This window comes from Gracilibacillus kekensis, from assembly GCF_900143085.1.
Lineage (GTDB): Bacteria > Bacillota > Bacilli > Bacillales > Amphibacillaceae > Gracilibacillus > Gracilibacillus kekensis.
The window spans coordinates 263,718-288,805 of the sequence record NZ_FRCZ01000001.1; the positions used below are offsets into that span (position 1 = coordinate 263,718).

The window sequence follows — 25,088 nt, forward strand, 5'->3', positions numbered from 1 at the left end:
ACACTGCGAAAACTTGTTTGAGCAGATGTTGACTTATGCCCGTGGTAAAAGCGAAGTGGGCAAGCCGTAGCGAGTGTTGCGCACGTATTTTCGTTCAAAATTACCATGATAGGTACTTCGCAGTTTAATTTAACTGTCCGATTAACTGTTACTTGAAACGCTCTCTGTTTTACTAATCATCATTTTTTCTATACTATTTGAGTAGGGAATAAATAGAAAGATGTGAGGGATTGCAATGACAACCATTTTAATTGTTGATGATGAATTACAGATGAGGACGATGTTAAAACTATATTTAAGAAAAGACTTTAAAATAGTAGAAGCTGAAAATGGAACAAAAGCCGTTCAAACATTACAAAGCCGAGCTATTGATATCGTTTTATTAGATATAATGATGCCAGAATTAGATGGGATCGAAGCATGTAAACAAATGAAAACTGTTAAACCAAATGTTCCTATCATTTTATTAACAGCATTAAATGATACGTCACAGAAAGTAGAGGGGCTAACAATCGGAGCAGATGATTATATTGTTAAGCCATTTGAACCAGAAGAATTACTAGCAAGAATACAAGTACAGCTTCGTCATTTTCAAAAAGAAGAGCAAACGAACCTTCCAATATTGACGTTTGGAGAACTATCCATCGATTCAATATCACACACAGTTACCGTCCATCAAAAAGAGGTGAAATATAGTCCTAAAGAATTTGAACTTCTATTTTTACTAGCCTCCCATCCGAATCGAGTATATACAAGAGAACAATTATTAGATCTGATATGGGGATTAGACGAGATAGTGGACATTCGCACAGTTGATTCGCACGTGCGTTATGTAAGAGATAAATTAAAAAAAGCAGGAATTTCTTATCAACCGATTGAAACCGTATGGGGAGTAGGCTATAAATTTGATTGGGAGGGTCAAAATGAAACTAAATAGTGTCGTTTTTAAACTTGGTGCTACCATTCTTTTTTTACAACTTATTATTTTAATTCCACTTGGGTATATTATTTTACAACTAATTTTAAACTATTCGATCAACCAAACCGAAACCCAATTGGTTCAACTCTCAGAAAAATATGCTACCCAGGTGAATGATTTAGAAGATCCTGAAAACTTACAATTATTAGAACACCTGACAGATATGACAGATACTAGCGCTGTGATACTAGATAGTAATGGAAATAATCTATTGGAAACAAATTGGCACAGTGACATTACGGACCAGATCTTAGATCCGAATGAAATAAAGCAATTGGACCAGGGGGCAACTGTAGTTGAAGAATATACATTTAATGGTTCTACATATCTAAAAGTTGCACAACCCATAACAAATCCGAACGGAACCAATGGAAGTGTTGTACTGTTTTCATCTTTCGGCCTTATTAGTAATTCCATTCACAATATCATTTTCTTAGTTATCCTAGCCAGTCTAGGTGCAGTAGCATTAGCTATGGGATTTACCTTTTTCATCTCAAAGAAATTAGGGGCACCTCTTATTGAAATGGAAAAAGTAGCTAAACAAATTGCAGAAAAGAAAAATTTCTCCCTGCGCGTCGATTATAAAGCTAACGATGAAATTGGTTCACTCGCCCATGCCATTAACCACTTATCGGAAACATTAGAACGTTATCAAACAAACCGAAACGAGTTCTTTTCAAATATTACACATGAATTAAAAACTCCTCTTACTTATGTGAAAGGTTATGCTAACGCGGTTCTTCATGAAATGTATCAAAGTAAAGAGGAAAGAGATGAATTTCTGGAAATTATTGAAAACGAGACAGATCACATTAGCAATCTCATGGATGACCTGATGGATCTATCAAAAATAGAAGAAGGTAAAATCGATCTCAATAAGGAAGATGTAAATATAAATAAACTGACAGAAGAAATGTTGCGAAGATCTCAATTCAGGGCAGCAGAAAAAGGATTAAAAATGGAATTAGAGGTTCCTGACAATACAGTTTACTTATTTGCCGATAAAAGCAGGTTAGATCAGGTATTAACCAACTTAGTCGAAAATGCTGTGCGATATACGGAAAAAGGTGGTATAGTACTCCAAATAAAAGAAGAACGTGACGATGTGCTAATACAAGTGAAAGATACAGGTATTGGTATTAAACAGGAAGACATACCTTATTTATTTGAACGCTTTTATCGAGTTGATAAATCACGTTCTAGAGCTAATGGGGGAACTGGTTTAGGCTTATCTATTGTTAAAAATTTAGTTGAAATGCATGAAGGTGATATTCACGTAACAAGTGAGGTTAACAAAGGAACAACGATATCACTTCGTTTCCCTAAAGAGAAGGATGCTCATAACGTTTAAGATGAGACTACAACAAGTGGAAATTAGGACGATTACACCGTGACGTGCTAAATATAATACGGTTGAAGAAGGGACATACATTATGGAGCTACAACTAATTGAGATCTATATCCCGATCAACAGGTTAGATGCTTTTTTGACTGAAATTAAAGAATTTCATGTCATTGAAAAGTGGCATACAAAGATTTCAGAACAGGAAGAACTAGTCAAAATACTAATAAAGAAAAAACATACTGAAGAAATTCTTGATTTTTTAGAAGTCAATGACCAAGGTCAGGAGGAAGTTCGAGCCTTACTTTATAATATTTCTACCTATGTACCAAGAGTAGAACCAGAAAATGAAGAAGAAAATGAGGCAGATGCAGAGGAACACCAAAAAGAAATCACTCGTGCCAGCCGTCACGAACTATATAATGTCGTCCACTCATCAAGTACAACAAGCATCAATTATTTATGGATGCTTGTTCTCTCCGCAGTTGTAGCCACTGCTGGAATTGTCAAAGACAGTGCTGCTATTGTGATCGGAGCAATGGTGATTGCTCCACTTATTGGTCCATTTACCGCACTCGCTTTCGCTGCTACATTAGGGGATTATAAGTTAATGAAAAGTTCTGTATTAACATGTCTTTACGGTTTGGCGATCCCAGTTGCTATCGCGATAATTTTTGGATTTATTTTTCCTCTACCAATCAATAGTGATGAATTCTTAGCAAGAACCAATATTGGATTAATGGATATTGTTGTTGCACTTGCTGCAGGTACAGCAGGTGCGATGTCCTTTGCTAAACGTGTTTCAGAAGCATTAGTAGGTGTTATGGTGTCTGTTGCCCTATTGCCTCCAGCAGTTGTCTTAGGGATGATGCTTGGTGCTTTTGAATTTCAACAAGCACTAACTCCATTTATTTTACTATTTGTTAATATAAGCGCGATTTTATGTTCCGCTATCCTCGTATTTTGGTCAAGCGGCATTCAACCAATTAATTGGAGTGAAATTCAGGTTGCTAACACATCAAAAACCTATTCACTAATTGCCGTTAGTTTTGTCATCGTCATTTTAGCGATACTCATTTACATTATTCAATTTTAACAAAATTTTTACGTTGTATAGCTTGTCGCCTCATATAGAATATTGCTATAATTCATCTAGATAATTGATTAGCTGGGGGCTTATATGGATACTAAAAAAAATTCGATTCAAGATTACTTCACTATTTTATGGATTGCAACAAGATTAGGATTTACTTCCTTTGGTGGGCCTGTTGCACATCTAGGTTATTTTCATGAGGAATATGTTCGACGAAAAAAATGGCTGGATGAAAAAGCATATGCAGATTTAGTTGCATTGTGTCAATTTCTTCCAGGACCAGCGAGCAGTCAGGTCGGAATGGGTGTAGGTATTATCCGTGGTGGAGTTATAGGTGGGATTCTAGCCTTTATCGGTTTTACCTTACCGTCAGTAATCGTCTTGATCTTTTTTGCATTAGCACTTCATCAATTTTCCTTCTATGATGCTAGTTTTATTCATGGCTTAAAAATTGTTGCAGTCGCGGTTGTGGCACACGCAATTATCGGGATGGGTTCGAAACTTGCGCCAGACCTTCCCAGAAAAGCTATTGCTTTGCTTGCAGTAGTGGTTATGTTAGTTTGGCAAACCACTCTGACTCAGGTGATCATCATTCTTGCAGCTGCATTGATTGGTGTCTTCTTTTTTCAAAAACAAGAAAAAGAAGAAACAGTGAACCTGAATTTACAATTATCAAAGAAAACAGCTATCATAAGTATTTCACTATTCTTTTTGTTACTACTCCTCTTACCATTAGCCAATCAAGTAAGTGACTGGCAGTGGCTTGCGATGTTTGACAGTTTTTACCGTTCTGGTGCATTAGTTTTCGGTGGTGGTCATGTTGTATTACCGTTACTTGAACAGGAATTTGTTCCGACTGGCTGGATTTCCGAGCAGGAATTTTTGGCTGGTTATGGAGCAGCTCAAGCAGTTCCAGGTCCGCTCTTTACATTTGCTGCCTATTTAGGAACAGTAATCGCTGGCGTACCTGGTGGACTTTTAGCTACTTTTGCAATTTTCTTACCTGCATTTTTATTAATAATAGGAACATTGCCATTTTGGAATTCCTTGCGCCAAATGCCATCGATACGCGGTGCTCTTATTAGTGTCAATGCAGCTGTTATTGGACTTTTAATCGCTGCTTTCTATCAACCAATTTGGACCAGTACGATCATAGAAGCAAAAGATTTTATCTTAGCAGCCATTCTTTTTAGTTTATTAGCATTTTGGAAGTTACCATCATGGGTTATTGTAATCATTGGTCTTATCGGTGGTATTTTACTGCCTTATCTACCAATCTAGTGACTGGAATCTTCCAGTCACTTTTTTTTAAAACTTAAAAATACTTGCACATAATCTTCACTCCTTTTATAATATGAATATATGTTCATATGTGTAAAGGAGTTGGATTATGGGACACTCACACGGACATGATCATGCGCATGATCATCACCATACTAATAATAAAAAAGCGTTACTGATAAGTTTTATGTTAATTTTTACTTTTATGGTCATTGAAGTAATTGGTGGAATCTTAACCAATAGCTTAGCATTGTTGTCAGACGCAGGACATATGCTAAGTGATGCATTTGCTCTTGGACTCAGCTTATTTGCTTTTAAATTAAGTGAGAAAGCAGCAAACGCACATAAAACATTTGGATATAAACGTTTTGAGATTTTGGCAGCCTTTATAAATGGTATAACGCTATTAGCGATCTCTCTCTATATTTTCTATGAAGCATACCACCGTTTTTTAGAACCACCTAATGTCAGTCCAATGATGCTTTGGATAGCGGTAACTGGTTTATTAGTAAATATTATTGTAGCCTTTATTCTCATTTACAGTGGAGATACCAAAGGAAACTTAAATATGCGTAGTGCTTTATTACATGTGTTAGGTGATTTGCTTGGTTCAGTTGGAGCGATTATAGCTGGGATTCTCATTATGCTATTCAATTGGAATATCGCTGATCCTCTTGCCAGTATTATTGTAGCGATTTTAATATTGATCAGTGGTTATCGTGTTTCGAAGGATTCGTTGCACATTTTAATGGAAGGAACACCGCATCATTTATCCTATGAAGAAGTTGAAAACAAATTGGTTGAATTAGAAGGTGTTGTTAACATACATGACTTACATGTCTGGACAATTACTTCTGATTTTCCCGCACTAAGCTGTCATATGGTTGTAGAAGAAAGTGTCGATCGCGATCTAATGTTAAAAAAGGCATCGAAATTATTACATGATTCTTTCTCACTTCACCACACCACCATTCAAATCGAAGGTGTTCATGCAGAAATTGAGAAAGAGGAAGACTGTTGTAATTAAGGAGGATGTTGTAATGACAGACGGAACATATGAGGCACTTGATGAAGAGACTTTATTCTTAGTATCACAAACCTTTAAAGCATTAGGTGACCCGACCAGAATTCGCATTTTGCATTTATTATTTGAACAGGAATTATCGGTTTCCAACATTGCCGAGAAACTGGATTTAAATCAATCTAATGTTTCCCATCAGCTTCGTTTCCTCAAAAATTTACGCTTAGTAAAATATCGTCGCGATGGGAAAACCATCTATTACTCCCAAGACGACGAACACGTCATGAAAATTTTGCAGCAATCCATTGACCACGCCACACACCATTGAACCGAATTAAAAATCCAAGCGATCGATATCGCTTGGATTTTTGAAGTTAATGTATTGTGATGAGCACCAATTTACTTTTTTAATAGCTTAAATAGGAAAAAATAAATAAGCAGAAATATGGAAAATGCCACAACTTCAAGTAATACGATATACCATGGGTATGGCCCTAAATAATCGATCATGCTTATGGTATTAGGTTTTTCTGCTAGAAACATATAATTCGAACCAATGATTTGATTAATGATAACAACCAAGAATGCCATTATATTTAGCATGACAAACGCTCGAATTACAGATTGAAACGTGGGTTTATATTCCTCAATCCATATCATGTAGAAACAGGAAAGTATAATGGCTATATGGGCAATGAAAAATTGAAAGAACCGCATATGCGGAAATCCGAAAAAAAGCTCTGGCGTCACAACTGCTATAAATGCACCTGTCATACTCACAAAAAAGGAAATTTCAAATACTTTATAATTTTTTGTTAGTAACATAATTGTGCATAAATATAAGGAAATCGAACATAGTTGCAAGGGCAAATTTGTTGCGACATCCCACCTGCCATCAGAGAGATACCATAAATGAAACGTAATCTCTCCTAATATAAGTAGTGCAATCAAAGTATTTTTAAAGAGTCGTTTATAGTTCCTCTTAATACTCTCTCTAAAAATATACAATGATGCCAAAAGTCCAACTGTGATAATTACCATAAAAATATGGGAAAGAGAAAACAATTGAAATGGATAGTCGCTTTGATTAAAACTAACAAGACCTTCCATCGAATCCATCCCCTTAATCTCGCTGGTTAAAAGCTCTTATCTATAACAAAACTCGTCCAACTCAGCAATCGATAAATTCTTTTTACGTTCAATATTTGTAATCACAATTTGATCGGATTGGTCTATTATGGTTAGTCGTACCAAATCATATGGAGGCATGTGCGCTTTTTCAAAAGTGACCAATTCTATCGTTAATCTATGATGACGATTTCCATTAAGTCTCCTTATATCAGTTATTTTTTCACACATGAATAGTTTACCAGTAACTTCTAACATCTGTGTCGAATATCTTACAATTAATGCTTCTTCCAGTAATTCTTCTCTTGTTAATTGATTTTCAGCAATAACTACTTTAGTCGAATTAAAAATGACGAAAGTAACACCAAAAATGAGAGCTAATTTTCTCATGTGCTTCATCACCATCCACTTATTTTACGGATAGCTTTTACAACGTACCATTTATTTAATACGATTATCTGTAAATCAACTTTCTTCCTCTTGATTGAACCAAAGTGGATCATTTATATCAACATCACCATTATAATTAATTAAAATCTCTTCTCCAGCTTTTATATCTGTATAAGCATAGAATTCAAATGTGTGATTATCAAAATTAATCTCATAATTTGCATTTGGTTGATAAGAATGATTAAACAGCATGCCATAACCAAGCAGGATGGCAGAATGATTTATCCCATACTCGAATGCGTAATCTGCGAGTAATGTCTTTTCAATATGTTGATGCTCATCATTTGGGTATGCAATGACCGGAGCTTCATGTAGAAGCTTCCCTTTCTCGATATTACAGGTAGCAAAAACACCTCTGTTAAATTCACCGTCACTAAGCTTTGATGTTTTAATCTCAATCATGTATTTCACCTACTAACTTATTTAAAATATACCTTCTAACTGTAACATTAATTTTAATATTATGCTCCTTTTTATTCAAAATTAACAGACTAAATTCATGATATTGTATTAATGTGCTTAGCCAGTAGCTTCTCTCATCTTTAATTAATAAGTTACTGATGAATGGCAGAAAAGATGCTCTACGTAGGGAGATTGATTGCTAGTTAACCTCTATTTCCGATAAGCTACTTCCTCGTCGGGAGATTGGTCGCTTTTCACCTTCGAGTTACCGATGAGAGACTTCCTCGTCGGGAGTTTGATCGTTTTTCACCTTTGAATTACCGATGAGAGACTTTCTCGTCGGGAGTTTGATCGCTTTTCACCTTCAAATTACCGATGAGAGACTTCCTCGTCGGGAGTTTGATCGTTTTTTCCTTCGAATTACCGATGAGAGACTTCCTCGTCGGGAGTTTGATCGTTTTTTCCTTCGAATTACCGATGAGAGGTTTTCTCTCAGGTATGTTGAACACTTTTCTCTACACATCTTCTGTGCTCAAACTTTAAACTTTTCATTTATGGTATTTAGACTGTGAGAAAAAAGGCACAAATCGATGGGCGATTCGTACCTTAGTTAATAGTATATTCTTCTTGGATTCGCTTTTGTGCAAGAAGATGTTTAGACACATGTAAACGATTGAATACGCTCAAGGTCAATTCCAAAGTAAACCCAATTGAACCCAGTCCAACGGTATCCTGCCACTGATCTTCTTCCTACATAAGTTGGATAGAACCAAAAAGCATTGAAACGACTTAACCATACATAGGTGAAACGATATAAACACCCTCGAATCGAACCAGGATCAACTGCAAATAGCTGTGGCCCACCACTTCCAGCCTGAGCAGGTTGTTGTGGAACATACTGTGGCGGCGGACTTAAAGGTGGACCTGCTTGTTGTCCTTGACCTGGTGGTGGTCCAAATGGTGGTCCTGGTTGACCCTGGCCAGGTGGTGGACCGAATGGTGGGCCACCTTGGCCTGGAGAACTACCTCCAGGAAATAAGCCTGGAAAAAAAGGGAAAAAGCCTATTTGGCGATCATCTTGATACATATTACCGTACTCATCGTAAATTCCATTATTAGTTGGATACATAGATTCCATCATGATTACCTCCTATTCTCTATCACTATATGATAGGGATTAGGTTAGGTGATTTGTCCAATTACTGTTTATCCCCCACTTTGTTTGAAGTGGAGGATTGCGACGGTTACTTTATGATAAAATAGGCTATCGCACATTAATCGGTTATTTTTATATATAGATCATGATGTGTTTCGTTTCCCTGGATCGTATACCCTATATCGATTTTCATGTTTTCTAATTCAATTCCATTATCTTTGCCGTATTGATACATTTCACCAAATGTTTCGGCTATCCCGACCAAGCTTCCATGATGTAGATGATGCAAATAATGATGAGTTGGTATTTTCTGCATTTGCATTCCATTCGGTACAGAAGCATGATCGTCTGTTTCTGCACAAATAAATTGCGTATATATTCCATGTTGCTGTTTTAAACTAATGTCCATCATCACATTTGTTTTTCTATTTTCAATTTCTGTAACGTGATTTTTGAAAATATCCCATTTTACTGGCATTTCCCGAATTAAACCTTCCCAATCCTGCTTCACTATTAATCCAACAGCTGTGAATCCGTCTTTTTTCACCTTCTTCAAACTATGCTACCTCCATTCCTAATCCAAACCTGAAAATCTCATATGCAGTTTCAATTTGATGATTACTATTTCTCTATGCTTATACATTTCTCCTTCTTTTACATGAATTTTTTAACAACTTTTGATCCATTACATGAGAACAAGCAAGGTTTTTCTTCCATAATGGTTTCTATATGAACATCTCTTCCCCAGAGGGTATAAATATATGGCAATGTTTTTTCTAAATATTTAAGGTCAAGTTCAACACTTTCATAGTGATGACGAATATATAATTCGCCATTACGTAAATAATCACCGTCAACAACTGTTAAATATGGAAAACCACCATTTAAGCGAGTGGAGATTAATTGATCCCTGACGTCTTCCCATTTCTTATCAACAATTTTATACTGATGTCCTTGTTTTTGAAAAAGGTATAAATCTTCACGATCAACTAAATCTTTTGTTAAATAATTTCGCATAAAAGAGATGTCTGATTCGATCTCTCTTACTTCAAACAATTTTTCACGTCCAGAATTTTCTTTCACACCAAAACGTTTCATCTCATCTGTTGGATGATTGTAGCGTTCTTCAATATCTTCAAACATTTTTACTCCTAGATAGTAAGGATTAATTTGCGTTTTAGATGGTTGCACCACACTTGCATTTAATGAAGCAAATTCAACTGTTTCGTCACTTGTTAAATCTAATTCCCTGAGAATAGTTTGATGCCAATACGTTGCCCAGCCTTCGTTCATAATTTTTGTTTCCAGCTGTGGCCAGAAATACAACATTTCCTCACGCATCATTGTCAAAATATCTCGTTGCCAGTCGTCTAACTCCCGACTATGCTCTTCTATAAATAATAAAATATCTTTTTCAGGTTGAGGAGGAAAAGCCTTTTTTCTTTTTACGGAGGAGGATTTTTGATTGATGTTTTTTTGATCTAAATCCCAAAGATCATCGTATTCGGTTCTTTTCCTTTTAGTTTGTTGCTCTTCTTCATCTTTTTGCCAATCTAATTGTGCTTTTAATAATGTAGGATCTATATGCTCCTGAATCGCTAGCACTGCATCCAGAAATTTCTCTACTTCTTTAATCCCATACTGTTTTTCATATTTTGCTACTCTTTCTGCTGTTGCTGCCATGCTTTCTACCATATCTTTTTTCGTATTTTGAAACCTGACATTATTTTTAAAAAAGTCGCAATGCGCAAGCACATGGGCGACAATTAATTTATTTTGAATCAGACTATTAGAATGTAACAAAAAAGCATAACACGGATTAGAATTAATTACGAGCTCATATATTTTACTTAAACCTAAATCATATTGTAATTTCATACGATGGAATTGTTTGCCGAAGCTCCAATGCGAAAAACGTGTTGGCATTCCATACGCTCCAAAGGTATACAGGATTTCTGGTGGACAAATCTCATAGCGCATTGGATAAAAATCCAAGCCAAACCCTTTCGCTATTTCCGTTATCTCTTGTATTGATTTTTCTAATTTTACTTTTTCATCTGCTTTCAACACATAACACCTCCACTACAGTATATGAAAAACAGAAGAAAATAGGACACTCATTCTTGTGAGTGTCCTATCAAAACCTATTTATTATTGGTCATGTCTACTAAGTCTTCTATAGCAGAAGATATCTGTCCAAATGACTGATGAACGTCATCTAATTTATGGAAGAATTGTTCAATTTCTGTTTCAATCGTATTGTTGTGACCTTTGGATTGATTCATTTTTTCGACTAATTCTTCAAAGAATTGATGAATATCTTTCATATTTTGTGTACTACCTGTAACCGATTGTTGAACTTCATCTACATAACCAGTTACTTTTCCTACCTGAGTATTGGTTTTTTCAATTAATCCTGTTACATTACTAACTGAATTTTTCGTTTGTTCTGCCAGTTTTCGTACTTCATCTGCTACAACAGCAAATCCTTTTCCTTCTTCCCCTGCCCGTGCAGCTTCTATGGCTGCATTTAATGCTAAGAGATTTGTTTGCTCTGCGATATCAGTCACCATACTGACAATCGATTCTATTTGTTTGGATATATCTGCTAAACTACTACTCTCTTGCTTAATTCCGTGCATCTTGTCTTCCATTTGCTCCATTTGTTGTTCTTGTTCTTGCAAGTCTTTACGTCGATCTAGAGATGACTTCTCTATATTTTCCGATGTAGCCGTTCCTTGTTGTGCTGAATTAAGAATATCTTCTAGTTGATGAACAAGAGATTGTGTTGAAGCAGCAGATTGTTGAAAAATGGCTGCTAAATCCTCTGAAGTTTCTTTTATCTTTATATGCAATTTTTCTTTTTCTTGTTCTTGACTGTCATGTACTCGCTGAACTTCACTTTGATAAGCTTCTAAAACAAGCTGTTGTTCAATATTTAAGATTTTTGAAGTGGACGACACAGCAGTATAGAAGAATGATTTATCAGTAATTTCTTTATCCAAAATCGTTAATAATGAATTCAAAAGATCTTGAAATGCACACATATACCACTTTGGCTCTAATCCTATCTTAAAATGAATATGAGCAATTTTCATTCTTTTTTCATAGTATTGCTGATCAATTATTCCATTAAACATTTCTTGGATATGTATGGTTAGCGTCTTTTTCAATCGTTCTATTGAACTATTTTCTTCTATAATATTCATTAATGATGACTCATTTTCCAAATTATTATAAAACTGGCCAACAATATCATCAATATTTTCTTCTACCCATGGTTTAATTTGCTTAAGCGTTACCAAATCTTCTTTAGTCAAATTGACCATCTTTAATTGTTTGTCAAAAGACGTACCACTTTGTACATCTAATGTTACCTCAATTTCTTGTGCCTTTGTACTTGGTGTATCATGCTTTTTTCTTTTAAATATCTTTCTCATTAACAATGACCCCTTTAGTGTAATCAGATTGTTTTAATAAAGACTATTTTACCATACTAAAAGTACTTATTGTCTATAAAAAATAAACCTTACTTTATTTCCTACAAAAGTAAGGTTTATTTAACATATTATACCATCTGTTCAATTTTCTTCTTGCATTGACAATCTGTTAAAGTGTAGCCAATAACATGAAAGCCTTTATTCTTCAAAAAGCGAATCGCTAAATTTTTTTCTAAGTGATTAGATGCAATTACATAAATGGATTGCGATGAAATCTCGGAATAATACCTTCTTAAATAGGGAACTGGAATAACGATTGCCCCTTCCACTTTATCTTTAGCTGCCTTTTGATAGTCGCGGATATCTAAAGTGACTTTATCATGATTACATTCTATATTCGGATCCACGCATGGGACTCCTTTAATTGGCACATACCTAGTATATATTAAATGCGCAGTAACTACTATCATTACTATTGCGATCAACCATAGGATTGACATATAGATTAAGCCTCCCATTAACTCAGATGAATGGTTCCTCCATATATTATACCCTGATCGGTATTAAGTCAACCCATCGAACTTATCTTTTAAGTGTAGCCTCATGTTTTTTGGGAAGCACTTTTGTCAGGTTATCCTCCACTAGTGGAAATGGATGTTGAGTACGCTTTACAACTTTGTATTTTTTACTGCTTCCCAATAATGGACAATTGTTTTCATTCCTTTTTCGAAATGGGCCATTGGGAAGCTTTCATTTGGTGAATGGAGTCTGTCATCTGGTGTACCAAACCCTAATAATACGACTGGTATATTATAGATTGCATCGATCCATTCAACCACAGGAATCGAACCACCCATCCGAACATAGACCGCTTCTTTGTCAAAAGTTTCAGCAAAACTTTCCGCAGCCTTTGTAATTAGTTGGTGATTCGGATCGACTTTATAAGCTTTTGCCGATAAAGGTTCACGTTTAATGGTTAACTCCACACCTTGTGGCAGATGTTTCTCTATATGTTTTACTAAGAACTCTTGTATTTGTACTGGATCCTGTCCTGGAACGAGTCGACAAGTCAATTTAGCCGTTGCCGTGGAAGGAATGATCGTTTTAGTCCCTTCCCCTTGATAACCACTATACAGCCCGTTTATTTCAAGAGTCGGTCGTGCCATTGTATGTTCTTTAGCTGTGTAGCCTTTTTCTGACACTGTCTCTATTGCACCAGTAGATTCTCGGTAGTCTTCACTTGGAGCTTCTTTAATTAATTGTCGCTCTTCAGATGTCAACGGTTCTACCTGATCATAAAAATGAGCTACTTGAACTACTTCCTGTTCATCTTTCATGGTCGCTAATAATTGTGCCATCGCCATCGCCGGATTTTTTATGGCTCCTCCATATAGTCCTGAATGCAAATCATTATCAGGTCCTTTTAAAGTGAATTCTAATCCGGTGAACCCTTTTAAACCGTATAGTATCGTCGGTTGATCTTTTGCGACCATTCCGGAATCAGAAATAACAGCGAAGTCTGCTGAAAACTTTTCTTGTTGTTGATGGAGAATATCGTATAAATTAGCACTTCCGATTTCTTCTTCACCCTCAATACAAACTTTAACATTAATCGGTAAAGAACCAGTGGTTTGTAAAAATGCCTTCAGCACAACTAAATGCATAAATACTTGCCCTTTATCATCACTTGCCCCTCGCGCATAGATACGTTCATCTCTAATTTCTGCTTGGAATGGGTCACTTTTCCATTGATCAAGCGGGTCTGGCGGCTGAACATCATAGTGTCCATAAAACAAAACCGTTGGCTTATCTTCGCCAGCATCCATCCATTCCGCATATACAAGTGGATGGCCTTTCGTTTTTTGCAATTCAACGGTTTGGAATCCCGCTTCCGTTAAATAATTTGATACAAATTCCGCCGCTTTTGTGACATCCTCTTTATGGCTGGAATCAGTACTCACACTAGGTATATGTAAAAATTTTTTTAGTTCTTCAATATGTTTTTCTTTATTTTTTTCAAGATATTCTATAACTTCCTGCATCACGATCACTTCCTTTTCAGTTATCCTTCCATAGTTTAACATGTAATAATTACATTTGTCTTACAAAAAACTTACGGACAATATTTACATATATGCTTTCATTTTGTCCATAACAAACAAACTTATAGACACTTTTTGCATTTTCTATTCCCTTTTGTCCGTAAGATCCTTTCTTAAGGGCAATTTTTCTGTTTATGGCTCTTTTTGTCCATAAGAAAAAGCACGTACCTTTTTTAAAAAAGATACGTGCTTTCTTTTAGTTTAATCCTTTTGCCAAGTCTTCGATTAAATCATCGACATCTTCAATCCCAATAGATAATCGAATGAGTCCGTCGGTAATTCCAAGTTCTTCACGACGATCTTTTGGAATCGATGCATGTGTCATTCTTGCTGGTATGGAGATTAAGCTCTCCACTGCGCCAAGACTTTCTGCTAATGTAAAAAAGTCTACTTTGCTTAAGACATGATCCGCTTTTTCTCCACTACCCACATCAAAGGCAATCATACCACCGAAGCCTTGTGCTTGTTGATTGGTAATATCATGCCCTGCATGGGTTGCCAAACCAGGATAATAAACCTTTTCTACTGCTGGATGTTGATCCAGATAGGACGCTATTTTATTGGCGTTCTTTTCAATTGCTTCCATACGGAGACCTAGCGTTTTAATTCCTCTCATTAATAACCAGGCATCTTGTGGACCTAAAACTGCACCTACAGAGTTTTGAATAAAATGAATATCTTCAGCTAACTGGTCATTCTTAACAACCACAAGACCTGCTACCACATCACTGTGACCTCCGATATACTTTGTCGCGCTGTGCAGAACAATATCTGTTCCCAAGTCCAAAGGTGTTTGCAGGTATGGTGTGGCAAATGTGTTATCCACCACTAATAATAAATCATGTTTATCAGCAATTTCTTTCATTTTTTTCAAATCTGTTACTTTTAACAAAGGATTGGTTGGTGTTTCAATATAAAGCATTTTCGTAGTTGGTTTTATCGCTGCTTCCACAGCTTCGACATCGCTTGTATCCACAAAGGTATGAGATAAATCGATGCGATCTAACACTTTTGTTGTTAAACGGTAGGTACCACCATATACATCATCTGTTAATACAACATGATCACCTGCTTTTAAAAGCATCATCACAGAGGTGATCGCTGCCATACCTGAAGCAAAAGCAAAGCCAGCTGTCCCATTCTCTAGTTCAGCTGTAACCGTTTCTAGTGCATGACGAGTCGGGTTACCGGTACGAGAATACTCATAACCAGTATGTTTTCCTGCTTCTGGTTGACGATAGGTACTTACTTGATAAATAGGGACAGAAACAGCACCTGTTTTTTCATCACCCGTAATACCACCATGAACCATTTTAGTTTTTCTTTTCATTTTACAGCCTCCTCTTAATCAAATGAGTAAATATCTTTGCTCAAATAACGCTCACTACTATCTGGAAATACGGTAACAATATTGCTTCCAGGTTTTGCTTCCTGTGCTTCTTTTAAGGCTGCAACCATTGCCGCTCCTGAAGAACTGCCAACAAGCAGTCCTTCTTTTTCAGCTAGTTGTTTTACCATATCAAAAGCTAGTTCATCATCAATAGTATGAATTGCATCAAAAAACTGACGATCCATATAATCTGGTAAAAATTCCATTCCAATACCTTCAGTTCGATGTGGTCCAGCTTCTCCACCAGCTATTATTGATCCTTGTGGTTCTACAATGGCTGTTTTGATAGCTGAGTTTTGTTCTTTAAAATAACGTGCTGCTCCGGAAAATGTTCCGCCTGTTCCGGCTCCAGCCACAAAAACCGAAAGATTGCCGTCCAGATCTTTATCGATTTCTGGTGCTAATGTTTGATAATACGTATGTGGATTTGATGGATTTTCAAATTGTTGAGGAGAATAACTATTGGGTATTTCAGATAAAAGCTGTTTTGTTTTATCAATTGCTCCTCGCATACCAGCGTTCCTTGGAGTATGAACAATCTCAGCGCCTAGTGCTTGCATCAATAACTGCTTTTCCCTACTAAAATGTTCAGGTACAACAAAAATAACGCGAAGTCCTTTATTTACTGCAGCTAACGCAATCCCAATTCCAGTATTTCCTGCAGTTGGCTCAATAATTGTACCTCCTGGATGTAATTTTCCAGATTGAATGGCATCCTCAATAAAATTTAATCCTAATCGATCTTTGATACTACCGCCTGGATTAAAAAACTCCAGTTTTGCAAAAAGGTGTACACCGTCTGGAAGAGAAAAGTTTGTCAATTCCATTAACGGTGTACCTCCAATTAGTTGTTGTATATTTCGATATAGTGCCAATTTTATCCCTCATTCATTATGCAAATACAATATGCCATTCGTCTTTTTCAGATAACATCTGTTTAGCTATTTCTTGTGCTCCCTCTAAACTGTGATTAGCTGCCCAACCACATTGCACCTCATTACATGCAGGTACTTCAGTTGCTTCTAATACATCGTTTAAAGTTTTCTCGATTGCTGCTACCACTTCATCGTAGCTATCGTTATTGATAATTGCTAAATAGAAACCTGTCTGACATCCCATTGGACTAATATCCAGGACATTTTCAATATGGTTACGGATATTTTCAGCCATTAAATGTTCAATCGAATGCAAGCCTGCCATGTCCATATGATCTTTATTTGGTTGGCAAAAGCGGATATCATATTTATATACTTTGTCACCTTTTGCACCAGTTGTTACACCTACTAAACGCACATATGGTGCTTTTACCTTTGTATGGTCTAAATTAAAACTTTCTACATTCATTTTTTGCGTCATTATTGATCACTCCTGTTATTGTTTTTTAGCAATAAATAACCAAACAAACTTGTTTCGTTGCTTAGCTTCAAAACTAAATCCATTTTGCTTGAACAGTTGCTGCAACTCTTCTAAATATGGATAATATTCTCGATTAAGATCTTCCAACAAATCGTAATATTCTTTTCGAGATGCTTCCTGTTTTATTAATTTTTCTGCTTGCTTATCCTCATAAACTGTGTCCGCAAAAACGACTCGCCCTCCATCTGTCAGGAGAGAATGAAATTTAGTAATCGCTATGTTTTTCTCCTCTTTTGTAAGATGATGAAAAGCATACGTACTTACAATTGTATCGACTTGTTCCTTAGGTAATGGATAGTCTAGGAAATCTCCTTCAAAAAGTTCCAGTTGAGGTAATTTTTCTTTTGCTAATTGGCGCATAGGCGCTGAAGGTTCAACGCCAACAACAGCTAAACCTTTTGCTACTATTTTTTCTGTTAAATTACCTGTTCCTACTCCAAATTCCATTACTTTACCAATAGAAAGCTGAGCAACTTCACTCAATATTGTATCATATCCTTCAAACACATCTCTATATTGAGGGTCATGTCCTGTAACGGCCTCATCATAGGACGATGCCCATTCTTCAAATACTTCTAAAAACTCTCTCCCCATTTGAATTCCTCCAGTATATTCTAATTCATACTATTTTACTCTGTTTTATCGGAATTGCTACTAATATAGCATAATCTACTGATTCTTGCAATAAAGTGAGACTTAAAAAGGATTTTACAGACCGTTAGCACCGTGATTTTTAGTAAAAAACATACGATTGCATATATGCGCTATTGCGCAATATAAGGATACTATGCAGTATGTTTATTTGAATTGTAGCAATTTTGAAAGAAATTATGTGCGTAACAACCGCTACGGCTTGCCCACTTCGCTTTCCGCGGGGCATGTCTTCAGGAGTCGAAGTGGACGCCTGCGCTAGATAGAATTCTACAATGGATGAAAGAGTTTAAATAAAGACTTCTAGTGCATAGTGTATACGTAAATACTTATAGAAAGTTCAAAATGATAGCTGTGACAACAGTTGTAGAATCCATTTAGAGCGAAGGCGTCCGTTTTCACTCCTGCGGGATGTTTTTACCCTAAGATCCACTTTTTAAGCGAATTTTGCTTAAAAAGTTAGCTTAGGGTAAAAACCCGCGGAAAGGGAAACGGGCAAGCCGTAGCGGTTGCAAAGCATATATAAAATCTCATAATTAACAATTCAGTTATTGCGTATGTTCCTAACACGTAAAAACCTAAACGATCCGAAGACTATTCGAATCGTTTAGGTTTTTTTAAATTTAAATTTCTTTATTTCAGTCACGTTGACTTCTATCTTAATGATTCGTTATCTTCATCTGGAAAAACTCTTTCGACCATGTTACCTATACGTCTGAAAAACCCTTCTACAGGTTCACCATTATCAACGTCATTGGAATATTGACCAGCCAAATCAAAAAAGTCTGGATTTGTGGAAATATAAACATTATCAATATTATCGTTGACAGACTTTACAGCTTTGGTAATTTTGTCCTTTGTTTCTTGGCTCAATTCACTGTTATTCTTACTTGAATTATCGGTTCTTTTATCCCAAGAAGCAGCAACATATGCATTATTGTCCGTTGTCAGTACATAAGCACGATCAATTTCTGAAACATCTGACTTTATTTTATCAGCAGCTTCTTCCGCTACCTCGTAATTGCTTCCTTCACGTCTGGAATTCGTCATGTTATCAGCATCACGATTTGTTTTGCCATCGAACATAAATTGATTATTTTCGTTCCCTTGCATATTTTGGTTATTGCTTCCATGTCCACGCCCTGTATTATTCGCTCGATCTTGCATTGGCTCATTAGATGTTTGGTTATAGCCAATCGGTTGTGTGTTATTACCGTCATATTCACCATTTTGCTGTCCATATTCGTTGCCACCACAACCTACTAGTGTCAGCGATACAGCAAATGTTAGAGCTAAAGCTGGTTTTGGCAATTTCATCTGATTCCCTCCCTTTTTTAGGATCATCATTAGTATGGTTGGAATCAGATTCCCTTATCCAAAATAATAACTGGTAAGAAGTCCAAAAGATCCTCCGATTGAATTGATGTTTATCGTAAACAATAAAATGAAGCTTCAATCATTAGGATTTTAAGTCTCCTGAAGTGATTGTTGACGAACATCCTCACTTAGCTTCCTTATATTTCGGATTTGGTGGGGAATTACGAATGGTTTCACCATGAGAAGTCCCCCCATTTAAAAAAATTAAAAACTGATTATACAAGGGGGATGAAACATTGTACAATATTGATTATGACAAAGCTTTATACTATACATTATGGGGGCAATGGGATGATCTGCTTGTTTTAATGGTAAGAACCAACGATGATTTACTATCAAAAAAAATTGAACAATTCCTGCATGCTTATCATTACCCCATTTCGAATGAGTATTTGATAAATAAGCATGAACAGCTCATGTATTATATAGATCACGCTCTGCTTAGCGAAATAAATATTTAACTACAGTTATCGTTTTAAATAAACAGAAAACTGATTAACAAAAAAGGTGCTATATCTTTTTGCGATAGCGAGCACTCGATATGATGATGGTGTTTGTTTTATTGGGCTTATAAAGCGAATGCTTCAGCCCGATCGATTTAAGGAGTTGGCAAACAGTGGAATGAAGTTTGGAGTGAGTAGTTTCATTTGGTGAGGGAAATTCCCTTCACCAAATGTTACTCTTCGCCATGAAAAGGGGAAATTACAGAAGATTACAGAGTGATATGGAACGAAGTTGGATCTTCTCCTCCATATATTTTAATCGCACTCAAACAAGAGTTGTACTCCGTATATTTAAAAAATGACTTGTTCTTTTATACTCTTAATGAACCTCGAAAACCTCTGGCACCATAGTAAGAGTCAGCCCCATTGTGATAAACGAAGACAGTTTCATAACGACGATCACAAAAAAGAGCCCCGCCAAGCTTCCTAATATTTTCCGGTGTTTGTACCCAGCTTGATGTTTTCATATCAAATTTTCCGAGTTTCTGCAACTCACTATATTGCTCTGTCGTTAAAATTTTGATTCCCATCACAGTTGCCATATCGATAGCGCTATTTTCTGGTTTATGTTTTTTCCTTGATTCTAATGCTTCCCGGTCATAACATACCTTTCTACGACCTTTAGGACTTTCTGTCGAACAATCATAAAAAATATAGTCACCAGTCTCTTTATCCTGATCTACAACATCTGGTTCGCCACCAGTCAACTCCATTTCATTGAGTGACCACAGTTTCTCAGGATTAGCTTCGAGTTTAGCCTGTATTTTAGCCCAATCCATGCCTTTATGTCTGTTCGTGTTTTTCTCAAAGCGGGCTTTCAAGATGTCAAAAAGTTCTTCCCGTTGTTCTTGTGACAACTCCTTTTTTTTCATTGGCATTTTAGTTACCTCCACTATTTTTGAAGTTTGAATAACTTTCATTACATTGAAGAAGTTTCCCATTCCATTATATGGTTAGAATTAACCGATTACAAGATTAAAGAAGTACAGAGATTTCCCTGGATATCCTAACAGAGATTTTTTGTTAGACATGATAATTCACCTTAATGTCTGGAGACAATTAGTATGTACTTTATATTACAATTTTAAGGGACTAGTGAAAATTCACTAGCCCCCACTCTGATTTAGTAATATTGTGATCGTCATTCATACGTTGTGACTTTAAAATGAAAATCCGCTTCTGAATCATCATAAGTATGATATTATTCAGCTATACCTATCTCTTCTTCAATAGTCGAATCTTTTTAATGGAGCATACTCAACTTTTCAAGTAATAATTTTCCGGTTCATCTGCCAGGATGATTAGCTTTCTTCATTTGGCGAGTATCGTTACGATTAAAACTATGATGCCATTTGTGTTCTTTTGATTTTTTACCTTTTAGTTTTTGTCGTTGGTTGGAGCTTGGTTTATTCGTTTTCTTAACACCTTTACTCATTCGTTGACCATGGTTTTTTTTTACCTTTTTCTTATCGTTCTGAACTTGACTTTTTCGGGCCTTTCCACTCACTTTTTGGCCATGACTTTCTTTCACCTTGTTTTTTTCCGGCTCTTTAGTTTCGTGATCTTGATTTTTCTTTTTATCATGAATTACAGCTTTTTCTTTTGCTCGTTCGTTAGCCTGAACAGGGAGAACTTTAGGATCTTTAATTGATTCAGAGGAGCCCGATTCTTTTTCATTTACAGAAGTCTCATCCTTTTCTTCCTCATCTTTACTATAATAATTTTGAATAAGTTCTTTTTCTTCTTGATCTAATGAGGAGGATGTCCCATTGTCTTCAGATGTTAGATTGGTAACCTCTGAATTATTAGTGTTCTTAATTTGTTCTGCTGTTAATTGATTCATGGAAACATGATCTGTTTCAGCTTGTGCTCGTAATTCTTCTGTTACTTCGTAAATAGCGACTTTGTATCCAAGTTGTTGATAATGTTGATCTAGTTTTTCTTCAAATTTATGATCAGCAACCTGATTGTAGTAACTTACAGCCATTAGAACTGGACGACCTTTTTTCAATCCTAATTCCGTTTGACTGAGCTCAATAAGTTGATCAGTCAACGAGGTGATCGTATGATCTCTTATATCAATATCTTTTAATAATTTATCCGCATCTTTATTCATTGCTTCTGTTTCGAGTACTTGATAATCCTCGTCAATCATAATTTTTATACTTGGATTAATATCTATATTAACAACTGCATAGGCTTCTTCGTCTTGTGCAATCCAAATATACAGTGGACTTATTAATAACAAACAAATCAAGATCATCGGAGCTATTTTCCATTTTGGACCATTAATAAAAAAAAAGGATAGAAACCAAGACTTTTTCTTAGGTTGATAGTAAGTTTCCATGCCTATTTCTTTTTCTTTTATTGGTATAGCCTTATGGAACATACCATATTTATCCATAACAATCGTGTATCTTCTGTTATGCTCCACAATAATTCCTTTTTTCACAGATCTACCCCCTCGAGGTATTCTCTTAAATATACATAATCACCAGTAAGAATAATAAAAACAGTAATAATGTATTTGCGATTTCTTTCTAACGTCTTTTTACTTACATTTACCACTTTTAACAGCCTTTTAATAGGTACACGCTTTTTTTCGCAGACGTATTCATATAATGAGGGGTCCACTACTAATTGCTTTGCAGCAAACACGGCAGATTCCCTAGCATCGCGATGTTTGGGTGAAATTTCTGTTAATTCTTTAAAAGAGATTTTGAATTCCTTCAACTGTTTTGTTAATTCGACTATTTCCTGCCTGCGATACCAGGATTCCTGTTCCAGTTGGAATATCTTCTTTGCTTCAGAAATTTCTAATGGACTATCTTCTAATTCCTCTTCCTCGCTTACATCAAGAGAAGGATACATATACTGTCGTTGCTCTTTTCTTATATAATCAATTACTTTCCTTTTTATAATGACTTGCGCAAAACCAAGAAAAGACGCACCCTTTTCTCTTGAATACATTTGAATGGCATCATTAAAAGCAATCATACCGATACTAAATTCATCATTACTTTTTTTAATATATCGTTTGCAAACCTCTGATACACATTTCGCTATGTATGGTTGATATGCCTTTATAATCTCATTTCTTAATTGCTCATCACCTCGCTGAATACATTCAATTTGATCTTCTAAACTATAATCTCTATCGATTAACTGGCTTTCTAACATATCCAGCACCACCAGTCCTTTATATTTTTCGTTAAATCTATCCATTTTTTTGTCTGTATCTCTTATAACTTTTTTATTTTTTATATTTCACCAGTTTATTTTTTGTCACATTGTCTAGAATATAAGATGTTGAAAGATCTATCTACCATGATTTGATTACAAATAATTAAATTTTATTTTCAAAAAGTAGTCCATATGTCATACTGTGATTAATTTATATCAGTTTTCCCCTATCTCAACATAGTCCCAATGACTTAAATTTAATTATAGTTATTTAACCTTGATATATTTACCCATTCTCAAAAAAAATAAACCTTTAAAAACTAACTATGTAATGTAAGTTTTTAAAAGCATATTGCTCTATATAAAGTATGTGTTTCATTAGGAGGACTATCTTTTCTATTCACCACTTCGTTTTTTATTTGATGTTTGTTGTTTAGCTTCTAAGGACTGTTAACATCATGATAATATTCGATCGGTACAGCTAAACCTACCCGGCCATGTTGCTCCTGCTTCTGTGTTGCAAATACAACAGCAATTACCTCACCGTTTTGATCGATGACAGGACTCCCACTATTACCACGATAAACTGGTGCATCTAACATATAGACTGGTTGTTCCCAACTGTTTAACTCTGTCATACCTATTAAGTCTCCTTGATTGGCTATTCCATTAAAACGTAACGGATTACCAATAAAAAAAACATCATTTATTGGAGGTGATTTGCTTTCATCAGCCAATGTTAAATAAGGTAAATTTTTTCCTTCCACATCTAGTAATGCCAAGTCTATTTCCGGATAAACCTCGACTACTTCACCATTAAACAAGCCTTGTTCTTTGAATGCTACGGTGATTTTCGACTGATCTTCAATGACATGATAATTCGTGATGATATAGCCATCATCTGAAATGGAAAATCCTGTACCTTTATTATCCGCACCCTCTATTACGACTACAGCTTGCCGATAATCTTGAACTGTTTCATTTTGCATTAATTGTGCGGACGTTTTTATAAATTCAATGGCAGGTATCGAAAAAGTTTGTGGAAGTATTGCAATCACTTGAATAAACATCGCGATCGCAATCGACCAAATGGCCCATTTTGGAAAAGGTCGTTTCTTTCTTTCATCCTCTTCACGCATTTCTTTCTCTTTAAGTTTTTGTTTTTCCAATTGAACAAGCTCATACATTTCTTCAGGTTCTATTTCTTCGTAAAGATCCTCATCTATAATATCCCATTCTTTCTTTTCATCAGTATCTCGCATGTCACACCTCACCATATCGACCTATTCTAATTCTATTATAGCATGTTTCAAAAGTATTTTAATTGAAGGAATAGCAAACTTCTTTTATATTAGTAGTAAGACTTTAAAAGGAGTGTAAAAAATGTTATTAGATGAAATCCTAGATTATAATAAGCAATTTGTCGAAGAAAGAGGGTATGAGGTATTTGAAACAGATAAGTTTCCTAACAAGAGAGCGGTAATTTTCACTTGTATGGATACACGCTTAATTGAATTACTACCTAATGCTTTAAATTTAAAAAACGGCGATGTTAAAATGGTTAAAAATGCCGGTGCGATTTTAAATGATCCTTATGACAGTACGATGAAGAGTATACTCGTTGCCATCCATGCTTTACAAGCGGATGAAGTAATTGTAATTGCTCACCACGGTTGTGGAATGAATGGGTTTAATACGGAAGAATTCGTTGGGTTGATGAAGGACAAGGGTATCGATCAAACGGCAATTAATAGCCTGGATAAGGATCCAAAAGAATGGTTAACAGGTTTTGATGATGTGACCGCAAATGTCGAACAATCGGTACGAATCATCGAGAATCATCCACTATTACCAGAGGATATTCCAGTACACGGATTAGTAATCGACCCAGAAACAGGAAAATTAGACCTGGTCAAAAAAGGATACTAAATGAATGATAAATTCCCTTGACGGGATATGTAGTATTGTAGACGGGATAATCGATTGTCTTCACGGGATAAAGTACTTTCTTCACTGGATAAGTCTCCATATCCTGCCAAGCACATTTATTATCCCGTGAAGCGAGAGGGTTATCCCGTCAACAGCAGGTTTTATCCTGTAAAGGAGAATTTTACACACAACATGTTACTCGTAATAAAAACAGACAAATTCCAAAGAATTTGCCTGTTTTTTAT

At 35.7% G+C, this 25,088-nt stretch carries 26 protein-coding genes; 8 read left to right on the forward strand and 18 right to left on the reverse strand.

Annotated elements, in window-relative coordinates; genetic code table 11:
• Positions 1-235: 235 nt before the first annotated feature.
• From BUC25_RS01370 to BUC25_RS01395, 6 genes are all read left to right on the forward strand, one after another.
• Complete coding sequence (locus tag BUC25_RS01370; RefSeq protein WP_073198949.1) at positions 236-937, forward strand: response regulator transcription factor; 702 nt, start codon at positions 236-238, stop codon at positions 935-937.
• Entirely contained in the window at positions 924-2,330 is a 1,407-nt protein-coding gene (locus BUC25_RS01375; RefSeq protein WP_073198951.1) for an ATP-binding protein, read from the forward strand. Before BUC25_RS01370 ends, BUC25_RS01375 begins: the two co-directional genes overlap by 14 nt.
• Positions 2,331-2,412: 82 nt before the next feature.
• Positions 2,413-3,417: a TIGR00341 family protein gene (locus BUC25_RS01380; protein WP_073198953.1), complete on the forward strand. Its 1,005-nt coding sequence runs from the start codon at positions 2,413-2,415 to the stop codon at positions 3,415-3,417.
• 84 nt (positions 3,418-3,501) lie between these two features.
• Entirely contained in the window at positions 3,502-4,695 is a 1,194-nt protein-coding gene (gene chrA / locus BUC25_RS01385; RefSeq protein WP_073198955.1) for a chromate efflux transporter, read from the forward strand.
• 109 nt (positions 4,696-4,804) lie between these two features.
• Positions 4,805-5,722, forward strand: a complete 918-nt coding sequence (locus BUC25_RS01390) for a cation diffusion facilitator family transporter (protein ID WP_073198957.1) — start codon at positions 4,805-4,807, stop codon at positions 5,720-5,722.
• A 13-nt stretch (positions 5,723-5,735) separates the two neighbouring features.
• Positions 5,736-6,044, forward strand: a complete 309-nt coding sequence (locus tag BUC25_RS01395; protein ID WP_084543312.1) for an ArsR/SmtB family transcription factor — start codon at positions 5,736-5,738, stop codon at positions 6,042-6,044.
• Positions 6,045-6,115: 71 nt separating this feature from the next.
• On the opposite strand, the gene BUC25_RS01400 is transcribed toward BUC25_RS01395, so the two are convergent.
• The 14 genes from BUC25_RS01400 to BUC25_RS01465 all read right to left on the reverse strand — a co-directional run bounded on the left by BUC25_RS01400 (position 6,116) and on the right by BUC25_RS01465 (position 19,168).
• On the reverse strand, positions 6,116-6,826 hold the full coding sequence (locus BUC25_RS01400; RefSeq protein WP_073198959.1) for a YwaF family protein: 711 nt from the start codon (positions 6,824-6,826) through the stop codon (positions 6,116-6,118).
• A gap of 36 nt (positions 6,827-6,862) precedes the next feature.
• A complete protein-coding gene (locus BUC25_RS01405) occupies positions 6,863-7,234 on the reverse strand; it encodes a DUF3888 domain-containing protein (RefSeq protein ID WP_073198961.1) in 372 nt (123 codons plus the stop codon).
• 75 nt (positions 7,235-7,309) lie between these two features.
• Positions 7,310-7,696 carry an SET domain-containing protein gene (locus BUC25_RS01410; RefSeq protein WP_073198963.1) on the reverse strand — a complete coding sequence of 129 codons (387 nt, stop codon included), beginning with the start codon at positions 7,694-7,696 and terminating at the stop codon, positions 7,310-7,312.
• A gap of 655 nt (positions 7,697-8,351) precedes the next feature.
• A complete protein-coding gene (locus BUC25_RS01415) occupies positions 8,352-8,834 on the reverse strand; it encodes a hypothetical protein (RefSeq protein WP_073198965.1) in 483 nt (160 codons plus the stop codon).
• Positions 8,835-8,970: 136 nt separating this feature from the next.
• The gene (locus tag BUC25_RS01420) at positions 8,971-9,399 is read right to left on the reverse strand and encodes an effector binding domain-containing protein (RefSeq protein ID WP_244535131.1); all 429 of its coding nucleotides are present in this window, start codon (positions 9,397-9,399) and stop codon (positions 8,971-8,973) included.
• 107 nt (positions 9,400-9,506) lie between these two features.
• Entirely contained in the window at positions 9,507-10,919 is a 1,413-nt protein-coding gene (locus BUC25_RS01425; RefSeq protein ID WP_073200420.1) for a SpoVR family protein, read from the reverse strand.
• A 77-nt stretch (positions 10,920-10,996) separates the two neighbouring features.
• Positions 10,997-12,292 carry a globin-coupled sensor protein gene (locus BUC25_RS01430; RefSeq protein WP_084543314.1) on the reverse strand — a complete coding sequence of 432 codons (1,296 nt, stop codon included), beginning with the start codon at positions 12,290-12,292 and terminating at the stop codon, positions 10,997-10,999.
• A gap of 128 nt (positions 12,293-12,420) precedes the next feature.
• Positions 12,421-12,792: a rhodanese-like domain-containing protein gene (locus tag BUC25_RS01435; protein WP_073198970.1), complete on the reverse strand. Its 372-nt coding sequence runs from the start codon at positions 12,790-12,792 to the stop codon at positions 12,421-12,423.
• Between the two features lie 168 nt (positions 12,793-12,960).
• Entirely contained in the window at positions 12,961-14,337 is a 1,377-nt protein-coding gene (locus BUC25_RS01440) for a dipeptidase (RefSeq protein ID WP_073198972.1), read from the reverse strand.
• Positions 14,338-14,590: 253 nt separating this feature from the next.
• Positions 14,591-15,724: a bifunctional cystathionine gamma-lyase/homocysteine desulfhydrase gene (locus BUC25_RS01445; RefSeq protein ID WP_073198974.1), complete on the reverse strand. Its 1,134-nt coding sequence runs from the start codon at positions 15,722-15,724 to the stop codon at positions 14,591-14,593.
• Positions 15,725-15,738: 14 nt separating this feature from the next.
• Positions 15,739-16,659 (reverse strand): PLP-dependent cysteine synthase family protein, encoded by a 921-nt coding sequence (locus tag BUC25_RS01450; protein WP_073198975.1) that lies wholly within the window; start codon positions 16,657-16,659, stop codon positions 15,739-15,741.
• 16 nt (positions 16,660-16,675) lie between these two features.
• Entirely contained in the window at positions 16,676-17,140 is a 465-nt protein-coding gene (locus BUC25_RS01455) for an S-ribosylhomocysteine lyase (protein ID WP_073198977.1), read from the reverse strand.
• Positions 17,141-17,155: 15 nt separating this feature from the next.
• The gene (locus tag BUC25_RS01460) at positions 17,156-17,794 is read right to left on the reverse strand and encodes a class I SAM-dependent DNA methyltransferase (protein WP_073198979.1); all 639 of its coding nucleotides are present in this window, start codon (positions 17,792-17,794) and stop codon (positions 17,156-17,158) included.
• Between the two features lie 711 nt (positions 17,795-18,505).
• Positions 18,506-19,168, reverse strand: coding sequence for a YhcN/YlaJ family sporulation lipoprotein (locus BUC25_RS01465; RefSeq protein WP_073198981.1), 663 nt, complete (start codon positions 19,166-19,168; stop codon positions 18,506-18,508).
• A 296-nt stretch (positions 19,169-19,464) separates the two neighbouring features.
• Between BUC25_RS01465 and BUC25_RS01470 the strand changes: the two genes are divergently transcribed.
• The gene (locus tag BUC25_RS01470) at positions 19,465-19,689 is read left to right on the forward strand and encodes a YhdB family protein (protein WP_073198983.1); all 225 of its coding nucleotides are present in this window, start codon (positions 19,465-19,467) and stop codon (positions 19,687-19,689) included.
• A 353-nt stretch (positions 19,690-20,042) separates the two neighbouring features.
• Here the strand turns inward: BUC25_RS01470 and BUC25_RS01475 are convergent, their stop codons facing one another.
• The 4 genes from BUC25_RS01475 to BUC25_RS01490 form a co-directional block, all read right to left on the reverse strand.
• Entirely contained in the window at positions 20,043-20,609 is a 567-nt protein-coding gene (locus tag BUC25_RS01475; RefSeq protein WP_073198985.1) for a DUF4256 domain-containing protein, read from the reverse strand.
• A 407-nt stretch (positions 20,610-21,016) separates the two neighbouring features.
• Positions 21,017-22,183 carry an anti-sigma-I factor RsgI family protein gene (locus BUC25_RS01480; RefSeq protein WP_073198987.1) on the reverse strand — a complete coding sequence of 389 codons (1,167 nt, stop codon included), beginning with the start codon at positions 22,181-22,183 and terminating at the stop codon, positions 21,017-21,019.
• On the reverse strand, positions 22,180-22,911 hold the full coding sequence (gene sigI, locus BUC25_RS01485; protein WP_073198989.1) for an RNA polymerase sigma-I factor: 732 nt from the start codon (positions 22,909-22,911) through the stop codon (positions 22,180-22,182). Before sigI ends, BUC25_RS01480 begins: the two co-directional genes overlap by 4 nt.
• A gap of 443 nt (positions 22,912-23,354) precedes the next feature.
• Positions 23,355-24,176: a S1C family serine protease gene (locus tag BUC25_RS01490; RefSeq protein WP_073198991.1), complete on the reverse strand. Its 822-nt coding sequence runs from the start codon at positions 24,174-24,176 to the stop codon at positions 23,355-23,357.
• A 121-nt stretch (positions 24,177-24,297) separates the two neighbouring features.
• On the opposite strand from BUC25_RS01490, the gene BUC25_RS01495 reads away from it, so the two are divergent.
• On the forward strand, positions 24,298-24,843 hold the full coding sequence (locus tag BUC25_RS01495; RefSeq protein ID WP_073198993.1) for a beta-class carbonic anhydrase: 546 nt from the start codon (positions 24,298-24,300) through the stop codon (positions 24,841-24,843).
• The last annotated feature ends 245 nt before the right edge of the window (positions 24,844-25,088 follow it).

What these genes read in the sequence shown, in the direction of transcription:
- BUC25_RS01370 (WP_073198949.1), top strand. Translation starts at nt 236, where the DNA reads ATGACAACCATTTTAATTGTTGATGATGAATTACAGATGAGGACGATG.
- BUC25_RS01375 (WP_073198951.1), top strand. Translation starts at nt 924, where the DNA reads ATGAAACTAAATAGTGTCGTTTTTAAACTTGGTGCTACCATTCTTTTT.
- BUC25_RS01380 (WP_073198953.1), top strand. Translation starts at nt 2,413, where the DNA reads ATGGAGCTACAACTAATTGAGATCTATATCCCGATCAACAGGTTAGAT.
- chrA (WP_073198955.1), top strand. Translation starts at nt 3,502, where the DNA reads ATGGATACTAAAAAAAATTCGATTCAAGATTACTTCACTATTTTATGG.
- BUC25_RS01390 (WP_073198957.1), top strand. Translation starts at nt 4,805, where the DNA reads ATGGGACACTCACACGGACATGATCATGCGCATGATCATCACCATACT.
- BUC25_RS01395 (WP_084543312.1), top strand. Translation starts at nt 5,736, where the DNA reads ATGACAGACGGAACATATGAGGCACTTGATGAAGAGACTTTATTCTTA.
- BUC25_RS01400 (WP_073198959.1), bottom strand. Translation starts at nt 6,826, where the DNA reads ATGGAAGGTCTTGTTAGTTTTAATCAAAGCGACTATCCATTTCAATTG.
- BUC25_RS01405 (WP_073198961.1), bottom strand. Translation starts at nt 7,234, where the DNA reads ATGAGAAAATTAGCTCTCATTTTTGGTGTTACTTTCGTCATTTTTAAT.
- BUC25_RS01410 (WP_073198963.1), bottom strand. Translation starts at nt 7,696, where the DNA reads ATGATTGAGATTAAAACATCAAAGCTTAGTGACGGTGAATTTAACAGA.
- BUC25_RS01415 (WP_073198965.1), bottom strand. Translation starts at nt 8,834, where the DNA reads ATGGAATCTATGTATCCAACTAATAATGGAATTTACGATGAGTACGGT.
- BUC25_RS01430 (WP_084543314.1), bottom strand. Translation starts at nt 12,292, where the DNA reads ATGAGAAAGATATTTAAAAGAAAAAAGCATGATACACCAAGTACAAAG.
- BUC25_RS01435 (WP_073198970.1), bottom strand. Translation starts at nt 12,792, where the DNA reads ATGTCAATCCTATGGTTGATCGCAATAGTAATGATAGTAGTTACTGCG.
- BUC25_RS01445 (WP_073198974.1), bottom strand. Translation starts at nt 15,724, where the DNA reads ATGAAAAGAAAAACTAAAATGGTTCATGGTGGTATTACGGGTGATGAA.
- BUC25_RS01455 (WP_073198977.1), bottom strand. Translation starts at nt 17,140, where the DNA reads ATGACGCAAAAAATGAATGTAGAAAGTTTTAATTTAGACCATACAAAG.
- BUC25_RS01460 (WP_073198979.1), bottom strand. Translation starts at nt 17,794, where the DNA reads ATGGGGAGAGAGTTTTTAGAAGTATTTGAAGAATGGGCATCGTCCTAT.
- BUC25_RS01465 (WP_073198981.1), bottom strand. Translation starts at nt 19,168, where the DNA reads ATGAAATTGCCAAAACCAGCTTTAGCTCTAACATTTGCTGTATCGCTG.
- BUC25_RS01475 (WP_073198985.1), bottom strand. Translation starts at nt 20,609, where the DNA reads ATGCCAATGAAAAAAAAGGAGTTGTCACAAGAACAACGGGAAGAACTT.
- sigI (WP_073198989.1), bottom strand. Translation starts at nt 22,911, where the DNA reads ATGTTAGAAAGCCAGTTAATCGATAGAGATTATAGTTTAGAAGATCAA.
- BUC25_RS01490 (WP_073198991.1), bottom strand. Translation starts at nt 24,176, where the DNA reads ATGCGAGATACTGATGAAAAGAAAGAATGGGATATTATAGATGAGGAT.
- BUC25_RS01495 (WP_073198993.1), top strand. Translation starts at nt 24,298, where the DNA reads ATGTTATTAGATGAAATCCTAGATTATAATAAGCAATTTGTCGAAGAA.